At 73.6% G+C, this 18,659-nt stretch carries 12 protein-coding genes; 7 read left to right on the top strand and 5 right to left on the bottom strand.

Going from position 1 to position 18,659, the window contains the following annotated elements:
* Positions 1-73 precede the first annotated feature (73 nt).
* Entirely contained in the window at positions 74-4,369 is a 4,296-nt protein-coding gene (locus tag ACTMTB_RS20085) for a GH92 family glycosyl hydrolase (RefSeq protein ID WP_441147743.1), read from the top strand.
* A gap of 67 nt (positions 4,370-4,436) precedes the next feature.
* Here the strand turns inward: ACTMTB_RS20085 and ACTMTB_RS20080 are convergent, their stop codons facing one another.
* The 3 genes from ACTMTB_RS20080 to ACTMTB_RS20070 form a co-directional block, all read right to left on the bottom strand.
* On the bottom strand, positions 4,437-5,906 hold the full coding sequence (locus tag ACTMTB_RS20080) for a dynamin family protein (protein ID WP_441147741.1): 1,470 nt from the start codon (positions 5,904-5,906) through the stop codon (positions 4,437-4,439).
* Positions 5,903-7,756 carry a dynamin family protein gene (locus tag ACTMTB_RS20075; RefSeq protein WP_441147739.1) on the bottom strand — a complete coding sequence of 618 codons (1,854 nt, stop codon included), beginning with the start codon at positions 7,754-7,756 and terminating at the stop codon, positions 5,903-5,905. Before ACTMTB_RS20075 ends, ACTMTB_RS20080 begins: the two co-directional genes overlap by 4 nt.
* Positions 7,757-7,870: 114 nt before the next feature.
* Complete coding sequence (locus ACTMTB_RS20070; RefSeq protein ID WP_441147737.1) at positions 7,871-8,788, bottom strand: IniB N-terminal domain-containing protein; 918 nt, start codon at positions 8,786-8,788, stop codon at positions 7,871-7,873.
* A 302-nt stretch (positions 8,789-9,090) separates the two neighbouring features.
* Between ACTMTB_RS20070 and ACTMTB_RS20065 the strand changes: the two genes are divergently transcribed.
* From ACTMTB_RS20065 to ACTMTB_RS20040, 6 genes are all read left to right on the top strand, one after another.
* Entirely contained in the window at positions 9,091-10,365 is a 1,275-nt protein-coding gene (locus tag ACTMTB_RS20065; protein ID WP_441147735.1) for an Hsp70 family protein, read from the top strand.
* Positions 10,362-12,926: a LuxR C-terminal-related transcriptional regulator gene (locus ACTMTB_RS20060; protein WP_441147733.1), complete on the top strand. Its 2,565-nt coding sequence runs from the start codon at positions 10,362-10,364 to the stop codon at positions 12,924-12,926. Before ACTMTB_RS20065 ends, ACTMTB_RS20060 begins: the two co-directional genes overlap by 4 nt.
* Positions 12,923-14,782, top strand: a complete 1,860-nt coding sequence (locus ACTMTB_RS20055) for a nitrate- and nitrite sensing domain-containing protein (protein ID WP_441147731.1) — start codon at positions 12,923-12,925, stop codon at positions 14,780-14,782. Before ACTMTB_RS20060 ends, ACTMTB_RS20055 begins: the two co-directional genes overlap by 4 nt.
* A gap of 63 nt (positions 14,783-14,845) precedes the next feature.
* Positions 14,846-15,226, top strand: coding sequence for a DUF742 domain-containing protein (locus ACTMTB_RS20050; RefSeq protein ID WP_441147729.1), 381 nt, complete (start codon positions 14,846-14,848; stop codon positions 15,224-15,226).
* Between the two features lie 56 nt (positions 15,227-15,282).
* Positions 15,283-16,032: a cellulose binding domain-containing protein gene (locus ACTMTB_RS20045; protein ID WP_441147727.1), complete on the top strand. Its 750-nt coding sequence runs from the start codon at positions 15,283-15,285 to the stop codon at positions 16,030-16,032.
* A 243-nt stretch (positions 16,033-16,275) separates the two neighbouring features.
* Entirely contained in the window at positions 16,276-17,217 is a 942-nt protein-coding gene (locus ACTMTB_RS20040; protein ID WP_441147725.1) for a TerC/Alx family metal homeostasis membrane protein, read from the top strand.
* Positions 17,218-17,228: 11 nt separating this feature from the next.
* Here ACTMTB_RS20040 and ACTMTB_RS20035 read toward each other — a convergent pair whose 3' ends face one another.
* Together ACTMTB_RS20035 and ACTMTB_RS20030 are read right to left on the bottom strand one after the other, a co-directional pair.
* Positions 17,229-17,465 carry a hypothetical protein gene (locus tag ACTMTB_RS20035; protein ID WP_441147724.1) on the bottom strand — a complete coding sequence of 79 codons (237 nt, stop codon included), beginning with the start codon at positions 17,463-17,465 and terminating at the stop codon, positions 17,229-17,231.
* 318 nt (positions 17,466-17,783) lie between these two features.
* Positions 17,784-18,533 (bottom strand): SDR family oxidoreductase, encoded by a 750-nt coding sequence (locus ACTMTB_RS20030; protein WP_441147722.1) that lies wholly within the window; start codon positions 18,531-18,533, stop codon positions 17,784-17,786.
* Positions 18,534-18,659: the final 126 nt, after the last annotated feature.

The following is an 18,659-nucleotide window of genomic DNA, read 5'->3' as shown; positions in this document are numbered from 1 at the left end:
CCGCGAACGCTGACGAAATCTCCAACCGGGTGCGCGACCGTCGCATTCGGCCGTCCCCTCTGGAGGTTTTCGCATGAGGCGTAGTAGACGCAGGTTCCTGGTGCCGGTCGTGGTGGTGGCGAGCCTCGCGGTTCCCGCCGCACCGCCGCCCGCGCTGGCGGCCCCCGAAGCGTCCGCCACCGACTTCTCCACCTCGCTGGAGGCCGGCGATCCCCAGCCGACCTGGATCAACACCACCGAGACCGACGCCGGTGGCGCCGAGAAGACCTCAGGGGTGACCGGCAGCCCGGTCAAGGGAATCCCCGGCAACCTGGCCGGCCGGATCACCGAGGTCACCGCCAACGGGGAGAACCCGCCCAGCGAGACCGCGGACCGGGTCATCGACGGCAATGTCAGCACGAAGTGGCTGACCTTCACGCCGACCGGCTGGGTACGGGTCCGACTCGACGCTCCGGTCGCCGTCGTGCACTACGCGCTGACCTCCGCCAACGACGCACCGGAACGCGACCCGAAGGACTGGACCCTGCAGGGCTCCGCCGACGGGGAGAACTGGACCACGCTGGACACCCGGACCGGGCAGCAGTTCACCGAGCGCTTCCAGACCAGGGAGTACCGGTTCGACAACGCCACCGCGTATCCCTACTACCGGCTCAACGTCACCGCGATCGGCGGGGGCGGCATCACCCAGCTCGCCGAGCTTCAGCTCTCCAACGGCGACACCACTCCCCCGCCGCCCAGCAACATGCGCACCATGAGCAGCGGCGGCCCGGTCAACGGCCCGACCATGAAGCCGAACGTCGGCTGGACCGGGGTCCGCGCCCTGCAGTACTCCGGCGGGCAGACCGTCAGCGGGCGGGGGTACGCGTACAACAAGGTCTTCGACGTCGACCTCACGGTGACCGACCGGACCGAGTTGTCGTACGTCATCTTTCCGGAGCTGACCGGGCAGGACCTGGACTACCCGAGCACCTACGCGGCGGTCGACCTGGCCTTCGACGACGGCACCTACCTCAGCGAGCTGGGCGCGGTGGACCAGCACGGCTTCGGGCTGAGCCCGCAGGCGCAGGGTGAGTCCAAGTCGCTCTACGCCGACCAGTGGAACGTCAAGCGGTCCCGGATCGGCGCGATCGCCGCCGGCAAGCGCGTCGACCGCGTCCTGCTGGCCTACGACAGCACCACCGGGACCGGCCTGTTCAACGGCTGGGTCGACGACATCCGGATCACCGGCAACCCGGCCGAGGTGGCCAAGCCGCGCCCCTCCGACCACGTGCTCACCACCCGCGGCACCAACTCCAGCGGCAGCTTCTCCCGGGGCAACAACATCCCGGCGACGGCAGTGCCGCACGGCTTCAACTTCTGGACCCCGATGACCAACGCGGGCTCCATCAGCTGGCTGTACGACTACCAGAGCCGCAACACCGCCACCAACCGCCCGGCCCTGCAGGCGTTCACCGTCAGCCACGAGCCGAGCCCGTGGATGGGTGACCGGCAGACGTTCCAGGTGATGCCGTCACCGGCCACCGGGGTGCCCGCCGCCGGCCGGTCCGCCCGGGCGCTGCCGTTCGGGCACGAGAACGAGGTGGCGAAGGCGCATTACTACGGCGTCACCTTCGACAACGGCCTCATGACGGAGCTGGCACCGACCGACCACGCCGCGCTGTTCCGGTTCACCTTCACCGGCGACCGGGGCAACCTGATCTTCGACAACGTCAACAACAACGGTGGCCTCACCCTCGGCGCCGACGGCGTGGTCAGCGGCTACTCGGACGTGCGCAGCGGGCTGTCCAACGGCGCCGGCCGGATGTTCGTCCACGGCGTCGTCGACGCCCCGGTCACCGCCAGCGGCCGGCTCACCGGCGGCGGTGGGTCCAACGTCACCGGCTACCTGGCCTTCGACACCCGACAGACCAAGACCGTCGAGTTGCGGATCGCCACCTCGCTCATTTCGGTGGAGCAGGCCCGGCGCAACCTCGAGAACGAGATTGGCCGCGACGACACCCTCGAGACGGTCCGCGAGCGCGCGCAGCGCCTCTGGGACGACAAACTGCGGGTGATCGAGGTCGAAGGGGCCACCGAGGACCAGCTCACCACCCTGTACTCCAACCTCTACCGGCTCTCGCTCTACCCCAACTCCGCACACGAGAACGTGGGCACGCCGGAGGCGCCGCTCTGGAAGCACGCGGTGCAGTCGACCACGTCGAGCACGATCCCGGCCGGCACCACCCCCACCCGGACCGGCGCCCCGGTCGTGGACGGCAAGGTGTACGTCAACAACGGCTTCTGGGACACGTACCGCACCACCTGGTCGGCGTACACGCTGCTCGACCCGGACACCGCCGGCGAACTGGTCGACGGGTTCGTGCAGCAGTACAAGGACGGCGGCTGGGTGTCGCGCTGGTCGTCGCCCGGGTACGCGAACCTGATGACCGGCACCAGCTCGGACGTGTCCTTCGCCGACGCGTACGTCAAGGGCGTGCGCGACTTCGACGTCAAGGCCGCCTACGAGGCGGCGGTGAAGAACGCCACGGTCAGCCCGCCGGGCAGCAACCCGAACAACACCAGCGTCGGTCGCAAGGGACTCCAGACGTCGATCTTCCAGGGGTACACCGCGTCGGACGTACCCGAAGGGGTCTCCTGGGCGCTGGAGGGCTACCTCAACGACTTCGGCATCGCGAACATGGGCGCGGCCCTCGCCGACGACCCCGCCACCCCGGAGACCGACCGGGCCCGCTACCGCGAGGAGTCGGAGTACTTCCGCAACCGGGCGCAGAACTACGTGCACATGTTCGACCCGCACGTCGACTTCTTCCAGGGGCGGGACGCCGCCGGGAAGTGGAAGTCCACCCCGGCGGAGTACGACCCGCGGGTCTGGGGCCACGAGCACGACTACACCGAGACCAACGGTTGGAACTTCGCGTTCCACGTCCCGCAGGACGGCCAGGGCCTGGCCAACCTGTACGGCGGTCGGCAGCAGATGGCCGACAAGCTGGACGAGTTCTTCCGCACCCCGGAGACGGCGAAGTTCCCGGGCTCCTACGGCGGCACCATCCACGAGATGATCGAGGCGCGGGACGTCCGGATGGGCATGTGGGGCTTCAGCAATCAGGTGGCCCACCACATCCCGTGGATGTACACGTACGCGGGGCAGCCGGCGAAGACGCAGGCCAAGGTCCGGGAGGCGCTGTCGCGGATGTACCTCGGCAGCGAGATCGGCCAGGGCTACGCGGGCGACGAGGACAACGGCGAGACCTCCGCCTGGTACCTCTTCAGCGCGCTCGGCTTCTACCCCCTCCAGGTGGGCAGCGCGGACTACGTGATCGGTTCGCCGCTGTTCCGCAAGGCGACGGTGCACCTGCCCAACGGCCGGCAGATCGTCGTCAACGCACCCGAAAACAACGCCCGCAACGTCTACGTGCAGGGGTTGAAGATCGACGGGCAGGCCCACCGGAAGTCCTCGATCTCGCACGGTGAGCTGGCCGACGGCGCGGTGCTGGACTTCGAGATGGGCGAGTACCCGTCGTCCTGGGCCACCGCGGCCGAAGACCTGCCGACCTCGCTCAGCAAGCCGGGACCGGTCGCCCGGCCGCTGGCGGACATCACCGTCACCGGCGGGGCCGCCGCGCTGCGGGACGACAGCTCGGGTACCACCGTCGCGGTCGACGACCCGGTGCAGTGGAAGGTCTCCGGCACCCCGGAGCAGGTCACCCACTACACGCTCACCTCCGGCAAGGTCGCCGGCGACCTGCACGGCTGGCAGCTCAAGGGGTCGTACGACGGCCGTAACTGGACGGTGCTCGACGACCGGGCCGACGAGTCGTTCCCCTGGCGGTCGCAGACCCGGTCGTTCCAGGTCGACCAGCCCGGCCGGTACGCCCACTACCGGCTGGAGGTGACGGCCGCCGACCCGACCGCCACGCTCGCGGAGGTGGAGTTGCTGGCGAAGCCGTCGCCGGCCTGTACCTCGACGATCACCGGACGGCGGGACGCCGCGCTGACCGTCACGTCCGGCGTGACGTGCCTGACCGGCGCGACGATCAACGGGACGGTGACCGTGCAGCCCGGTGCCGCGCTGTACGTGCGGGGTGGCGTGCTCTCCGGCGGGGTGTCGGCCAGCGGTGCCGACGCGGTGGTGCTGCACGGCGTGACCGTGCGGGGTGGCGTCACCGTGGCCGGCACCACCGGCGAGGTCGCCATCGAGGCAAGTCAGGTTGTCGGCGCGGTCGGCCTCGTCGGCAACGCGGATCCGGTGCTCGCCGCCAGCACGGTCACCGGCGCGCTGTCCTGCGCCGACAACGTCCCGGCGCCCCGCGACAACGGGCTGCCCGGCACGGTCACCGGTGGCTCCTCGGGACAGTGCGCCCCGCGCTGACCGGCGAAATCGGGGCGCCCGGCGAACCGCCGGGCGCCCCGAACCCTGCCCGCCGGCCGGCGACAGGTCACCGGCCGCCCTCGGCCAGCTCGGCGAGCATCCCCTCGCAGCTGCGGACGACGACCTGCGCGCCCCGCCGCTGGGAGAGCCGGAGCAGCGGATCCTCCGCGCGGTTGCGCCACTGCCACTGCGCGTCGGCGGCGACCTCCCAGAGCCGCTGTACGGGCGCGTCGTGCTCCAGGCCGAGTCGGGCGGCCAGGCCGACCCCGTCACCGCCGACCAGGCGCTGCGCCTCCGCCGCCAGCTCGGCGTCGAACCCGAGCCGGGTGGTCCGCAGCGCCGCGAGCAGGCGCAGTTCCCGGAACTCGTGCGCACCGGCGAGGATCTGCTCCACCGCGCTGAGCAGTTCCCCGGTGCCCGGGCCGGGTTCGGCCTGCAGCAGCGCCTCCACCGCGGCGAGCGCGGAGCGGGCCTTGAGCGTGTCCCGTCGGTCGACGAAGAACCGGCTGATCGACTCGCGCAGCTCGGTCAGGCCGCTGCGCCGGATGAGTTCGGCGGCCAGCTTGCCCCGGCTGTCGCAGCCGGTACGGACCAGGGTGGTCGCCAGCCGGACCCCGATCAGGCCGAGCCGGTTCAGCAGCGCGGCCCGTACCTCGGTGTCCAGCCGTACCGGCAGCTCGGCGCGGACGAAGCGGTCGGCGGAGAGCAGGTGCGGGTCCAGCTCCTCCCGCGACACCTGGGCCAGCTGCGCGAGCGCGGCGAAGTCCGACTCGCTGAGCACCCGTCCGGCGAGACCGAGCAACCCGCTGCACGCCACCAGGTTCACGCAGAGCGCGTTCACCCGGGGGTCGCGGTGCTGCCGTCGGGCGAGCTGGCGAGCGGTGAGCAGCCCGTCGATCCGTCCGCCGCCGGTCTCGTCCACCCGGGACAGCACCAGGATCACGTTCACCGGGGCGGCCTGCCCGACCCGGCTGTCCCGGGTGGACTCCAGCACCCGCAGGTCGGTGTCGCGACCGTCGCGGGTCAGGTACAGCACCGCGTCCGCGTCCCGCAGCACCCGGTCCATGACCGGCGCCCGCCCGTGCTCGTCGGCACCGACGATCGCGGGCGTGTCGATCAGGGTGACCTGCCGCAGCGCCCGGGTCGGCCACTGCACCACGATGTCGCGCAGCTCGCCCTCCCGCCAGCCGACGAGGTCCACCCGCATCCCGGTCGCCGACTTGAGCACCGTCAGCTCCTGCGGGGGTTGGCTGCTGGAGTAGGCGGTGGCGCGCGGCTGCGGACCGTCCTCGTACCAGGTGAAGATGCCGCTGCCGTCCGGGCCGTCGATCGGCGCGACCTCCTCGCCCATGATCGCGTTCAGCACGGTCGACTTGCCCGACCGCCACGGGCCGGCGACCGCGACCCGCAGCGGTTGCTCCAGCCGGGCCAGCTGGTGCCGGAGGTGACCGGTCGCGCGGGGGTTGTCCCGGTAGAGCTGGAGGGCCTGGTGCAGCAGCCCCCAGACCGCCTCGTCCAGCCGCAGGCCGACCGTCATGCCCGGGGCTCCAACGGCGCCGGGGCGGGCCGGGCGGCCGTCAACTGCTGGGCCTGCTCGTAGACGGCGGCCAACCGGCTCATCTTCAGCCGGATCTCGCGCTGGCGCTGGTTGCGGGCGGCCGCGTCGGTGTCGGCGGCCTGCTTCGCGGTACGGAACGACTGGACGATGGCCTCCTGCAACTCCTCGGTCAGCGCGGTGAAGTGGTCCCGGAGCATCCGCTGCACCTGCCGCGCGGTGTCCCGGCAGTCCTTGGTCGTCCGGACGAAGAAGTCGTCGACGTGCCGCTGGATCGCCGTCTTGGCGCTCGCCTGGCGGCGGCGGAGCAGCTGCCTGCTCTCGTCCCGGATGCTCTTGCCGCCGAAGAGCGCACCGGCGCCGATCGAGACCGGGTTGATCATCGGCATGCCGGCGAGGGTCATCGCCAGGCCGAACATCAGCAGGCCACCGTACGAGCCCTTCATGCCGGTGATCACCTTCTGGCTCGCGGTGAACCGGTCGATGGTCGGCCGTTCCATCTCGGGCAGCCGGTCCACGAGATCCTCCGGCACCCTCATGGACCAGGGCGGCAGCACGTCGTAGCCGTACCGGGCAAAGTTGCCGGCGACCCGCCGGGCAGCGAAGTCGCAGCGCTGGGCCAACCACTCGTGGTTGGCCTCGGCGGCCTCGACCAGGCTGCGCTGCAACCACTCCTGGAAGGTGTCCCAGGAGACCAGCGGGTCGGCCGTGTCGAACGCCTCGTCGACCATCCGCAGGATCTGCCGGGTCCGGTCGCGCAGGTCGTACTCGATGTCGGAGAGCAGGTCGGCCATCTCGTCGGCGAGGGTGTTCTGCCAGCGGGTGGAGCAGCGGCGCAGCTCGTCGACCTCGCGCTGGGCCGCGTGCAGCCGGGAGATCGGGCCGGACTGCTCCTCCACCTCCTGGCTCTCCAGCTCGGCGCGCAGCGGCGCGGCGAGCTGCTCCACCACGGTGCGGGCGATCATCGCGACCGAGGCCCGGGCCAGCCCGTCGCCCTTGCCGGCCAGGTCCCGCTGCAGGCGCGCGATCAGCTGCGGGAAGCCCGACTCCGCGTTGAGGCCGTGGTCGTCGGTGACCGCCGCGCGCAGGCGCAACGCCGCCGAGACCGGGATCAGCGCCGCCGGTACGCCCGCCTCGGCCAGGTGCTGGCGGTTGCGCTCGGCGACCGCGCGCCAGTCCGGCACCAGGTCGATCTTGGTCTGCACCACCGCCACGTTCGGGTGCGACCGGGTGACGTGCAACAGCATGTTCAGCTCGGCGACGGAGAGTTCCCGGGTCGAGTCGGAGACGACCAGCACCGCGTCGGCGCGGTTCAGCGCGGCGGCCGGGGCGCCGGCACCGATCAGGGCCACCTCGTCGGTGCCGGGGGTGTCCACCAGCACCAGTCCCGCGCCGAGCAGCGCGCGCGGCAGTCCGATCTCGACGTACGCTGGGCCGCCGCCGGACCGGCGGCCCAGCGTGCCGGCCACCCCGGCCGCGATCTGGTCCAACGGTACCGGGGTCCGCTCGGCGGTCGTCGGTACGGAGGCGCCGGCGGGTCGCCCGGAGGCGGACGCCGCCTGGACCACCGTGGCCGACGCGACCTCGGCGTGCTGCACCACGGTCGGCAGGACGGTGGTGCGGCCGTCGCCGACCGGGCACACCGGTGCGTTCACGATCGCGTTGACGAGTTGGCTCTTACCCTGGTGCGGTTCGCCGACGACCAGGACGCGCAGCTTCGGGTCGAGCAGCTGGGCGCGCTTCTGCCGGACCGCCTGAAGCAGGTCCGCCCGCCCGTGCTCGCGGCACGTGCGGGCGATCCCGTCGAGCGCGTCCAGCCAGATCCCCGCCATCACCGCACCAAGTGTGCGGATTTCGGAGCAATTAGCAAGTAGCGAACTGGCAAGAACGGGCGGAAAGCCGGATCGCGCGTGGCGATCCGGCTTTCGGCCTTCGCGGAGCCCCGATCAGAGCAGGCCGTCGCCGAGACCCAGCAGCCCGCCGCCGGCCGACGCGGACGCATCGGCGTGGACCCCGGAGTCGCCGCTCACACCGCCGTTGACGTCACCGGTCACGCTGCCCACCGTGCCGGTGACGCCGGAGACGACACCGTCCACCTGGTGCGTCACGCCGCCCACCGTGGACGACACGTCGACCTGCGGGACCAGGCCGCCGGAGCCGCTGACGCCGAGCCCGCCCAGGGTGTCGGTCACACCGAGCCCGCCGAGGGTGTCGTCGACGCCGAGCGAGTCGACGACCCCGCCGACCTGGCCGTAGGTGCCCGAGAGCGGGCCGCCGAGCAGGCCGTCCGGGGTGCCGAGCAGGCCGGCGTCGGTGCCGTCGAGCAGGGCGTCCGGGTTGCCGGCGATGCCGGCCACGTCACCGACCGCCGGGTCGGCCACGGTGTCCACCGCGCCCACCACGTCGGCGTCGAGGGTGTGTGCCACGTCGTGCACGCCGGTCAGGTCGGTCTCGAGGCCGCTCGGCCCGACGCCCAGGCCGATCCCGGGCAGCAGCGTCGCCCCGGCGGCGACGCCCGTCGGGTCGACGGCGATGGCGCCCAGCACGCCGGCCTTGACGTCCACTCCGGAGTAGGAGCTGCTGATGGTGATGTCCTGCGGCACGGCCTGGAGCTGGGCCACCACGTCGGTGGTGTCGGCCAGCAGCGGGTCGGCCCCGAGCTGCCCCGCCACCGGGGCCACCGGCGCCAGCCCGTGCACCGGGGCGTAGTCGACGACCAGCGGGACCACGTCCTGCACGTCGGCAGCGGTGATGTCGGTGAGCCCGGCGGCCTGGAGCGCGCCCTCCGGGTCGAGGTCGAACGCCGACTTGGCGTCAGGGTTGGTCAGCAGGTTGAGCACGAAGTCGTGCAGGGTCTGGTCCATGTGCCGGTTTCTCCTCGGACGTTGGCGTCAGCGACCGTGATCGTCAACAGGGACGCTATGGCCGGGCGCCGGCATCGGTCATCGGGGATCGGCCCGCAATCCGCCCCGCCGGATTAGGGTGCTCACCGTCTCGTACGTTAGGGGGACTGGGGGAACCGGGCCAGCCAGATTTAGGGTCCCGATGCGGGAGCGATCTCTGGTACGAACGTAGGAGCCCACGGGGTGTCGCCGGGGGTGGGTCGCCGCACGGTGCCGACACCGTCGCCACCGGCCGGCCAACTCACGGTGAAGGAAGATTGCGGATGCCGTACGTCCTGGGGATCGACATCGGAAGCACCACCACCGCGGCCAGCGTGGCCCGGCGACGGGGTGCGACCTGGGCGCGGCCCGAGGTGGTCACGCTGGACGGCGGGTCGGTGACCGTGCCGTCGGTGTTGCACCTGGCAGCCGACGGGACGCTGGTGGTCGGTGAGCCCCCCGTCGAGGACGGAAGCCGGACGGCCCGCGGGTTCGTCCGCCGGGTCGGCGACGACGTTCCCCTGCTGCTCGGCGGCGAGGCCTGCCCGCCGGAAATGCTGACCGCGCTGCTGGCGGCCTGGGTGGTGGAACGGGTCCTCGACCGGGAGGGTGAGCCCGCCGAGGCCGTCGTGCTCAGCCACCCCGCAAACTGGGGGCGGCACCGGCGCGAGCTGCTGCACGAGGCGCTGTGGCAGTTCGGCCTGGGCAACGTGACGCTGCTGCCCCGTACGGTTACGGTGGCGGAGAGCCACGCGGCGCGCGGTTTCCCGGGCAGCGCGGCGGCCGTCTACGCCCTGGGCGGCAATTCCTTCGAGGCGGCCCTGGTCCGCCGCACCCCCCGCGGCACGTACGAGACGTTCGGCCTGCCGCAGGGGCTGGACTGGCTCGGCGGCGCGGACTTCGACGAGGCGCTGGCCGAGCACGTGCGTACCGTGCTCGCCCGGGAACTCGCCGCGGCCGGGCCTCGGCAGACGCACGCCACGCTGCGCGCGCTGTTGCCCGAGTGCGACCGGGCCAAGCGGGAACTGACCGTCGGCACGGAGACCGACGTGCTGCTGACCCTGCCGACCGGGCCGGTCCGGGTGCCGGTGAGCCGGGTGCGGTTCGAGGACATGATCCGGCCGGCCGTGCAGGCGACCGTCGACCTGCTGACCCGGACCGTCCACTCCGCCGGGTTGCTGCCGGCGCAGCTCGACGGCGTCCTGCTCGCCGGCGGCTCCACCCGTATCCCGCTGGTCGTCGAGCTGCTCGCCGCGGCCTTCCCGGTACCGGTGGAGGTGGAGCCCGATCCGCAGCTGACCGCCGCCACCGGCGCGGCGCTGGCCGCCTGCCAGGTGGTGTCGCCACGCCCGCGCCGGCCGGAGCCGGACCGCGGGCCCGCCCCGGCCGTCGAAACCGGACGGGCCGCCGCGCCGGCCGTCACGGCGCAGCGTGGCCCCGACCACGACCGTTCCGCCCGTAGCGAGCCACCACCCCGTCCCCCGGTCCGGATCACCCCGCTGGAACTGCCGCGGGCCTCCCGCCTGGTGCTGGCCCGCGGCCGGGGACGTGAAGGATGACCACCATGATCATGAGCGGCGTGGCCGGGTCCCGGCTGGTGCTGGACCGGGGGCCGCAGGCCCTGCTCGACGCGGTCGCGGCCGATCCGGACGCGCCGCTCGCGCTCGGCGTGACCGGGCCCGGTGGCCACGGCCGCAGCGCGTACCTCCAGGAGCTGGCCCGCGTCCACCGGCGGGCCGGGAGCACCGTGCTGGAGGGCGTTCCCGACCGTCCCGAGGAGATCGAGCCGGACGCCGTGCTGGTGGTCGACGACGCCCACCTGCTCGATGACGCCCGGCTCCGGGCGCTGCGCGAACTGGTGGTCACCCGCCGGCACCGGCTCGCCGTCGGCTACCGGCCGTGGCCCCGGCCGGCGGCGCTGGTCGAGCTGGTCGACGCGCTCCGACGGGACGGGCACCTGGTGCTGCTCACCCCGTTCACCCGGGAGCGGACCGCCGCCTACCTCAGCGCGGTGCCGGAGGTCGGCCGGCGGCCCGACCTGGTCGACTTCGTGCACGGGCAGACCGCCGGCGTTCCCCGCGACGTCGAGCGGCTGGTCCGCGGCCTGCGGGGGACGGAGATCCCGCCGGGCGTCCCGACCGAGCCGCCCCGGCAGGCCGTCCTTGAGTTCGGACCGGACCTGGAGGACCTGGCGCCCGACGTCCGCCGGCTCCTGCTCGCCGTCGCCGCCGGCGTACCGCTGCCGGTGGACCTGCTCGGGGCGCTGCTCGACCGGGAGCCGGGTGACGTGGACGAGCTGATCGCCGCGACCCGGGCGGCCGGCCTGCTCGGCGCGGACGGCCGACTCGCCCCGATCGTGCGGCGCGCGGTGACCGCGCTCAGCCCGGCCGCCGACCGCGGCGCGGTGTGGCGCCGGCTCACCGAGCTGCAGCTCGCCCGGGGTGGGCCGGTGCTTCCGCTGGTCCGCTCGCTGTACGCGGCGCACGTGGCCGCCGACTGTCCGGCACCGACACTGGAGGCCGCGGCGGAGGAGGCGCTGGCCGGCGAGCCGGCCCTCGCGGCGGAGCTGTTCGCGGCGGCCACGGCCGCCGGGCGGCCGGCCGCGGTCCGACATGCCGTGGCCGCGGCCCTGGCCGGCGATCTGGACACCGCCCTCCGGCTGGCCGACCGACTCCTCGCCACGGCCGCCCCGGCCGACCGGGCGGAGGCGGCGGCGGTCGCCGCGACCGCGCTGGCGCACCGTGGTCAGGTCGGTCGCAGCGTCGAGCTGTACCGATGGTCGGGTACGCCCTCGGCGGAGTCCTTCGCCGCCGTCGGCGCGCTCGCGGCCGGCCGCCCGGCCGACGGGACGCCCCCGCCCGGGGATGACCGGGCGGATGGACCGCCCACCCTGCACGCCAGCGCGGCCCGGCTGATGGCCGAGGGGATCCGGGACAGCGTCGCCGGCCCACCGACCGCCGCGCTCTCCACCCTCGTGCAGGCGGCCGCACTGCTGGAGCCGGCCGGCCGGGCGGCGCTCCTGCCGGACAGCCCGGCGGCGCTCGCCGCGTTGACCGGCCTGCACTGCGGCGAACTGGACATCGCCGAGCGGGTGCTCGACCGCGCCGCCACCAGCGGGACGGGCGGCCCCCTGATGGCCCGCCGCCACCGGTTGCTGCAGGCGTGGATCGCGATGGTCCGGGGCCGTACCGTCGTCGCGGCCGACCACCTCGCGGCGGTGACCGGCGACGGCCGGCCGCTCGAGTCCCGGGACCTGTTCTTCGCCTCCGCGCTCGAGCTGGGGATCGCCCGGCGCAACAGCGACCTCGGCGCGCTCCAGCGCAGCTGGGGGCACGCGCTGGAGGCCGTCGTCCGCCACCCCGTCGATCTGTTCACGCTGCTGCCGCTGGGCGAGCTGGCCATCGCCGGAGCCCGGCTGGGCGACCTCGGCCGGCTGGAGCCGTACCTGCGGGAGGCACGCCTGCTGCTGGCCCGGCTCGGCGACCCGCCGCTGTGGAGCACGCCCCTGCACTGGAGCGGACTGCACGCGGCGATCCTGGCCGAGGAGCCGGCGGCCGCCGACGACCACGTGGCCGCCCTGGTCGCCGCCGCGGACCACAACCGGTACGCGGCCGTGGTCGCCGCGGCCGCCGCCGCCTGGGTGGACGTGCTGCGCGGAATGGTCGACCCGGTCCGGGTGGAGGCCGCCGCCCGCGGCCTGCACGACGCCGGCCTGTGCTGGGACGGCGCCCGCCTCGCCGGGCAGGCGGCGATCCGCACCTCGGACCGGCGGGCGATGACCACGCTGCTCGACTGCGCCCGCATGCTGCAGGGTCGGCCGGCGGGGGCGAAGGCCGGGCAGCAGCCGGCGTCCGTCGACGCCCTCGCCGGTCCGGCTCCGCACCGGCTCAGCGACCGGGAGCGGGAGGTCGCCGAGCTGGTGCTGGCCGGGTTGACCTACCGGGAGATCGGAGACCGGCTCTTCATCTCCGCCAAGACCGTCGAGCACCACGTCGCCCGGATGCGCTCCCGGCTCGACTGCGCCAACCGGACGGAGCTGCTGGCCCTGCTGCGGACGATCCTGGCCGACCGGTCGCGCCAGGTGGCCGGGCAGCCCTGGCCGGAACGGTCCGGGTCGTGAGCCGGACCCAGACCGGCGGCCACGGCATGCGGACCCGGCTCGTCGCGCTGGCAGTCGTCCTGATCACGCTCTGGTCGTACGCGGCGTATCTGACCGGCCGGGACGCGGCCGACCTGCTCCGGGTACGGGCGCTGGCCCAGACCCTCGGCCAACCCACCGACCGGCTGATCCTCGAACTTCAGGTCGAGCGCCGGCTCACCGCCCGGGCGGTCGCCGGGGGCGGGCGGGCGGGTTCCGCGCTGGCCGGGGCACGCGACGGCACCGACCGTGCGGTCGCCGGGCTGCGCGCCTCCGTCGCCGACGGCCTCGGGCTGCTCACCGGCGGCGGCCGGGAGCGGGCCGACGAACTCATCCGGCAGCTGGGTGGGTTGGCCGGCCTGCGGGCGGTGGCCGACACCGGCCGGGCCGACGCGGTCGCCGGCTACGACCGCCTGATCGACACCGCCTTCACCGTGTACGGCCCGGAATGGAGCGTGCGGGACAGCGAGCCGGCCGCCGAGACCCGGGCGATCGTCGCGCTGGCCCGGGCCCGGGAGCTGCTCGCCCGGGAGGACACCCTGCTCACCGCCGCGCTGGCCGGCGACCGGATCACCGCCGACGACCGGCGCCGCCTCGCCGCGCTGGTCGCCAACCAGCGGTACGCCCGCGGCGAGGCCGTCGCCGGACTGCCGGCGGCCGACCGGAACGGCTACCAGGCGCTGGTGGACGGCACCCGCTTCACCGGCCTGCTGTCCCTGGAGGACGCGCTGCTCCGCGCCGACGACGGCCAGCCGGTGGTCACCGAGGAGGACTGGCGCGCCACGGCGGACGCGGCCCTGACCGGGCTGCACGAGTTCGTGCGGGCCACCGCCCGGGACAGTGCCGAGCGGGCCACGCCGGACGCGGCTCTGGTGGTCGTCCGCACCGGCGCCGTGCTGGGGCTCGGCCTGATCGCGGTGCTCGCCCTGCTCCTCACCTGGACCGGCGCCGTCCGCCGGCTCATCGGGCGGCCGGACTCCGCTACGCTGCCGGCCGGACCCGACCTGACCGAGCCCGCCACCCGGGAGCTGTTCCTGCGGCTCACCCAGCGCAACCAGGTCCTGCTGCGCGACCAGCTCACCCTGCTCGACGCGATGGAGCGGCGGGAGTCCTCGGCGGAGGAGACCGCCGACCTGTTCCAGCTCGACCACCTCGCCGCCCGGCTCCGGCGAAACGTCGAGAAGCTGATCATCCTCGGCGGCGCGACGCCGGCCCGGCGTTGGCGGCGGCCGGTGCCGCTGCTCGAGGTGGCGCGCGGCGCGATGGCCGAGGTCGCGGACTACCGGCGGGTGCTCGTCGCACCGCACTGGCCCTGGTCACTCACCGGACCCGCCGTCACTCCGGTCGTCCACCTGCTGGCCGAGCTGATCGAGAACGCACTGCGGTGCTCACCGGCGGACACCACGGTGCGGGTCGCCGGTGAGCCCGAGGCGGAGGGCTGCGCCATCGTGGTCACCGACGACGGACCGGGCCTGAGCGTGAGCGACCTGGCCGAGGCGAACGAACTGCTTGCCGACCCGCCCGCCGACGGCCCGCCCGTCGGCCGGGCCGGGCTGCACGCCGCCGCGCTGCTCGCCGCGCGCTGCGGCGCCCAGGTCTCGCTGCGTTCCGGCTCGCGCGGCGGAACGGCGGCGGTCGTGCTGCTCCCCGCCGGCCTGGTCACGCCGACCACGCCGCAGCAGGCAACCGCCGGGCCGCACCCCGCTTCGGTGCGGGAGCCAGGTGAGAACGGCGACGAACTGCCGGTGCCGGCCCACGGTGGACCACCGCCGTCCCGGCCCGACATCGCCGACCCCACGCAGATGCCCACCACGACCGCAGCAGAGGACGGCAGATGATCCCCCAAAATGGCGCCCCGGACGACCTGGAACGGCCCTGGACGGCGACGAGCGGAGACACAAATGCCGACCGCCGGCGACCCTGACGAGGCCTGGTACGACGACGACACCGGGCTCCTGGCCCGGCCGTACGTGGTGACCCGTGCGGCCGGCGTGGACGACGCCGGGCGTCTCGACCTCATCACCGTGGTCGTGGCCCGGGCCGCGGCTCCCGCGGCCACGCCGCTCTTTCCCGAGCAGGCGCGAATCCTCGAGCTGTGCCGGCATCCACTGTCGGTGGCGGAGGTCGGCGCGCAACTGGACCTGCCGCTGGGTACGGTTCGGGTACTGCTCGGTGAGCTGCTGGACGCCGGGCTGATCGAGACGCACGTGTCGCCGACGCTGTCCGAGCTGCCGTCCCGGGAGCTACTCGAAGCGATGCTCACCGGGCTCCAGGCGCTGTGACCGACGGCGTGGGCCGGGGACGCGCGCACGGTGAGGGATCTGAGGGAGAAGAGCACGTGCCGTCATCACCGCCCCAGCCACGGCGGACCGTAGCGGTCATCCTGCTCGACCGGACCGTGGCCCTGGCCGGGCACGCGCGGCGCGCCATCGGCGGCCTCGGGGCCTCGTCCCGGCGTACCCGGGTCCTGCTGGCCGCCACGCTGGTGGTCCTGGTCGCGACGACGGCCTCGGTCGTCCTGGTCCTGCGGACGCCGGAGCGGCTGGCCCCGGTGGCCCTCGACCCGCCGCCGGACGTCGCCCTGCCCACGGACCCTGCGGTCAGTGGGCCCGACCCGCAGGCCAGGCCGGCCGCCTCCAGCCCGGCGGCGGCGAGGCGGACGACGACCGCGGCCGGCCCGCCGGTCGGCGCGGCGGCCCCGCCGGCGACGGCACCGTCCGGGCGAACCCCGTCAGCGGCGGCGGGGTCGAGCACCTCGGCCGCGTTGCGCGCCGCCTTCGCCATCGAGGAGCGCGCCCTGCTCAGCTACGGCGCCGAGGTGACCATCAGCAACGCCGGTCGGACGAGGGTGACGAACTGGACCCTGGTCATCACCCTGCCTCGGGAATCCCTCGAGATCTCCTCGGTCACCGGCGCCCGAGCCACCCGCGCGGGCGCGACCTGGACCTTCGTGCCGGACGAGACGACCGCAGAGGTGGCGGCCGGCAGCTCCGTCCAGGTCACCTTCCGGGTCAGCGGCGCGCCGATCAGCTCGACTCCCACGGCCTGCACCATCGACGGCGCGGCCTGCACCGGCCTGCCCGACTGACGGTTGCCGGCCACGGGCTGGTGACATCAGCGGCGGGCCGCCCCCGGACGGGTGACGCCGACCGGGCAGACAGCAGTGCGGCGTGATCGCTGGCTAAGCTCAGCGACGTTGCGTCCCGGCGACGGAACACCAGCTGACCGCTCCGCTCGCACGGTAGCCGCTTGCCTGTGATCCGGCTGCACGGCGGCGACAGCCGCCGTCGATTCCTCTGGTGGATGCGGAGGGCGTCTGATGGACCCGGGCATGTTCCCGGCTCCGCTCTGGGCCTGGGCCGCGATCGGGGCCGTCATCGCCGTCATGCTCGCGGTGGACATGCTCTCCCACCGCGACAACCACGTGATCGAGCTGCGGGAAGCGCTGATCTGGAGCGCCGTCTGGATCGCCGCCGGGCTGGCCTTCGGCCTGATCGTCTGGGTGGGGTGGGGCGGCGAGCCGGCGGTCGCGTACTACTCCGGCTACCTGCTGGAGAAGGCGCTCTCCATCGACAACGTCTTCGTCTTCGCGCTGCTGTTCGGCTACTTCCGGGTGCCCGAGGGATACCAGCACAAGGTGTTGTTCTGGGGTGTGATCGGCGCGCTCGCGTTCCGACTGGTCTTCATCTTCGCCGGAGCGGAACTGCTGCACCGGTTGGCCTTCGCCGGGTTCGTGCTCGGGGCGTTCCTGATCTGGACCGGGTGGCGCCTGGCGGTGCGGGGCGAGCCCGACGTCGACCCCGACCGCAACGTCGTGGTCCGGTTCTTCCGACGGGTGGTGCCGACCGAGCAGCGGTACCACGGCGGCCGGTTCACCGTCCGGGTCGACGGCCGGCGGCATGCAACGCTGCTGCTGGTGGCGCTGGTGGCGATCGAGGCGACCGACGTGGTGTTCGCGATCGACTCCGTGGCGGCGATCCTGGCCATCACCACCAACACCTTCCTGGTCTGGACGGCGACGGCGTTCGCCGTGCTGGGGCTGCGCAGCCTCTACTTCTGTCTGGCCGGACTGCTGCGGCACTTCGGGCACCTGCGCTACGGGCTGGCGGTGCTGCTGGCGTTCGCCGGGGCGAAGCTGATCCTGGCCGAGACGCCGGTGGGCGCGCTGCCGCTCTGGCTCACCCTGCTGGTGGTGGTGGTGACCCTGTCGGTTTCGATCGGCTGGAGCGTGCTGTCGGCCCGCCGGGACCGGCGCCGCCACGCCGCCGGCTGAGGAGCTGGGCGTCACCTGGCGTAATAGAAGTCGGCGGCCTCCCCGGCCCGCGCCGGCGCCTTGATCTGCTGGGCCTTCCCGTGGCCGCTCATCGTGGTGGTCATCGTCAGCTTCGGGCCCGCACTGGGCGTGAGCTCCACCCTGATCGAGGTGACCCAGCCCCGGTCGTCGGTCGTGATCGTGAACGGCGACAGGGGCATACCGATCGAGACGATGCTCGGCGCGCCCACGGGCAGAAACGACTCCACGTCCTCACCGTCCGGGTCGAAGCGGCCGGTCCAGGAGTGCGGGCCGGTCCGCTGCGCCGAGGTGATCGTAGAGGTGAACGTCTTCAGGCCGGTCGGGTCGGCCCAGTCGAAGCGCAGGAAGGGCCGTCCCGCTTCACCCGCTTCAGGTCGACGTGCACCCAGTCCTTCTCGTCGGACGGCCGTACGTAGCTGTCGGTCCCGATCACGATCCGGCTACCCTGTGCGGTGGATTCCCGCGTGGTGGCCGGCCGGGTGGCCGGAACGAGGGCACGATAGCGAGCGATCGGTGCCGGTGATGCCCCCCGGCCCGGGCCGTACTCAATCGGCCGCCTGCTCCGCGAGCCAGTCGTCGAAGGTCGTGGCTGCTATCCGGGCATCCGGTCCCGGCAGTAGCACGTTTCCTGCCATGTCCGCGCCGAGGATCGCCTCCCAGGTGGGGACGATCTTCAGGTCACGTCCCAACGCCTGGTGGGTACGGCGCGCCATGTCCACGAGGTCGTGCCGATCGGGGCCGGCCACACCAGGATGGCGTCCCTGCGGTGAGCCACCTGCGGCCACCGTCAGGAATTCGGCGACGTCAGCCGGCGCGATCGGCTGGACGAGCAGTGGCGCGAGGTAGGCGGTGCCATCCCGTTCGGTCCATCCGGCCACCGTGGCGGCGAAGTCGAAGAACTGGGTGGCGGGCACGATGGTCCACGGCACCGGTCCGGTGGACACCAGGCGCTCCTGCTCGCGCTTGCCCGAATAGTGCGCGGTGCCCGCGATGCGGTGCACCTCGACGATCGAGAGCAACACGTGGTGTCGCACCCCCGCCTGCTGCTCCGCTCGCAGCAGGTTCTGCGTGGTGGTGGCGAAGTACCTCGCCGTGGCTTCGCGGTCGGCAGGTGGCGCGCTGATCGCGTCGACGACGACGTCGACGCCGCTCAGGGCCTCGTCCAGCCCCCGTCCGGTCAGCAGGTCGACGCCGTGCGACCGGCTGATGGGTACCGGGTCGTGCCCGTGACGTTGCAGGGCCGTCACGGTGAGGGACCCGATGTTGCCGGATGCGCCGGCGACCGCCACCCGCATGGTGCGCTCCTGTCTCAGACCCGGTGCGAGGCGCAGCGGACGGGACAACCAGACACGGGATCGCCGCCGTACCCGACGACCCAGGACATGGCCGGCTCGCCCGACCGCACCCGCTTGCCGAGCGGG

It is taken from the genome of Micromonospora sp. L32 (genome assembly GCF_052068055.1).
Lineage (GTDB): Bacteria > Actinomycetota > Actinomycetes > Mycobacteriales > Micromonosporaceae > Micromonospora > Micromonospora purpureochromogenes.
Note: the sequence above shows the minus strand (reverse complement) of the source record. Positions and strands in the feature narration are given on the sequence as shown.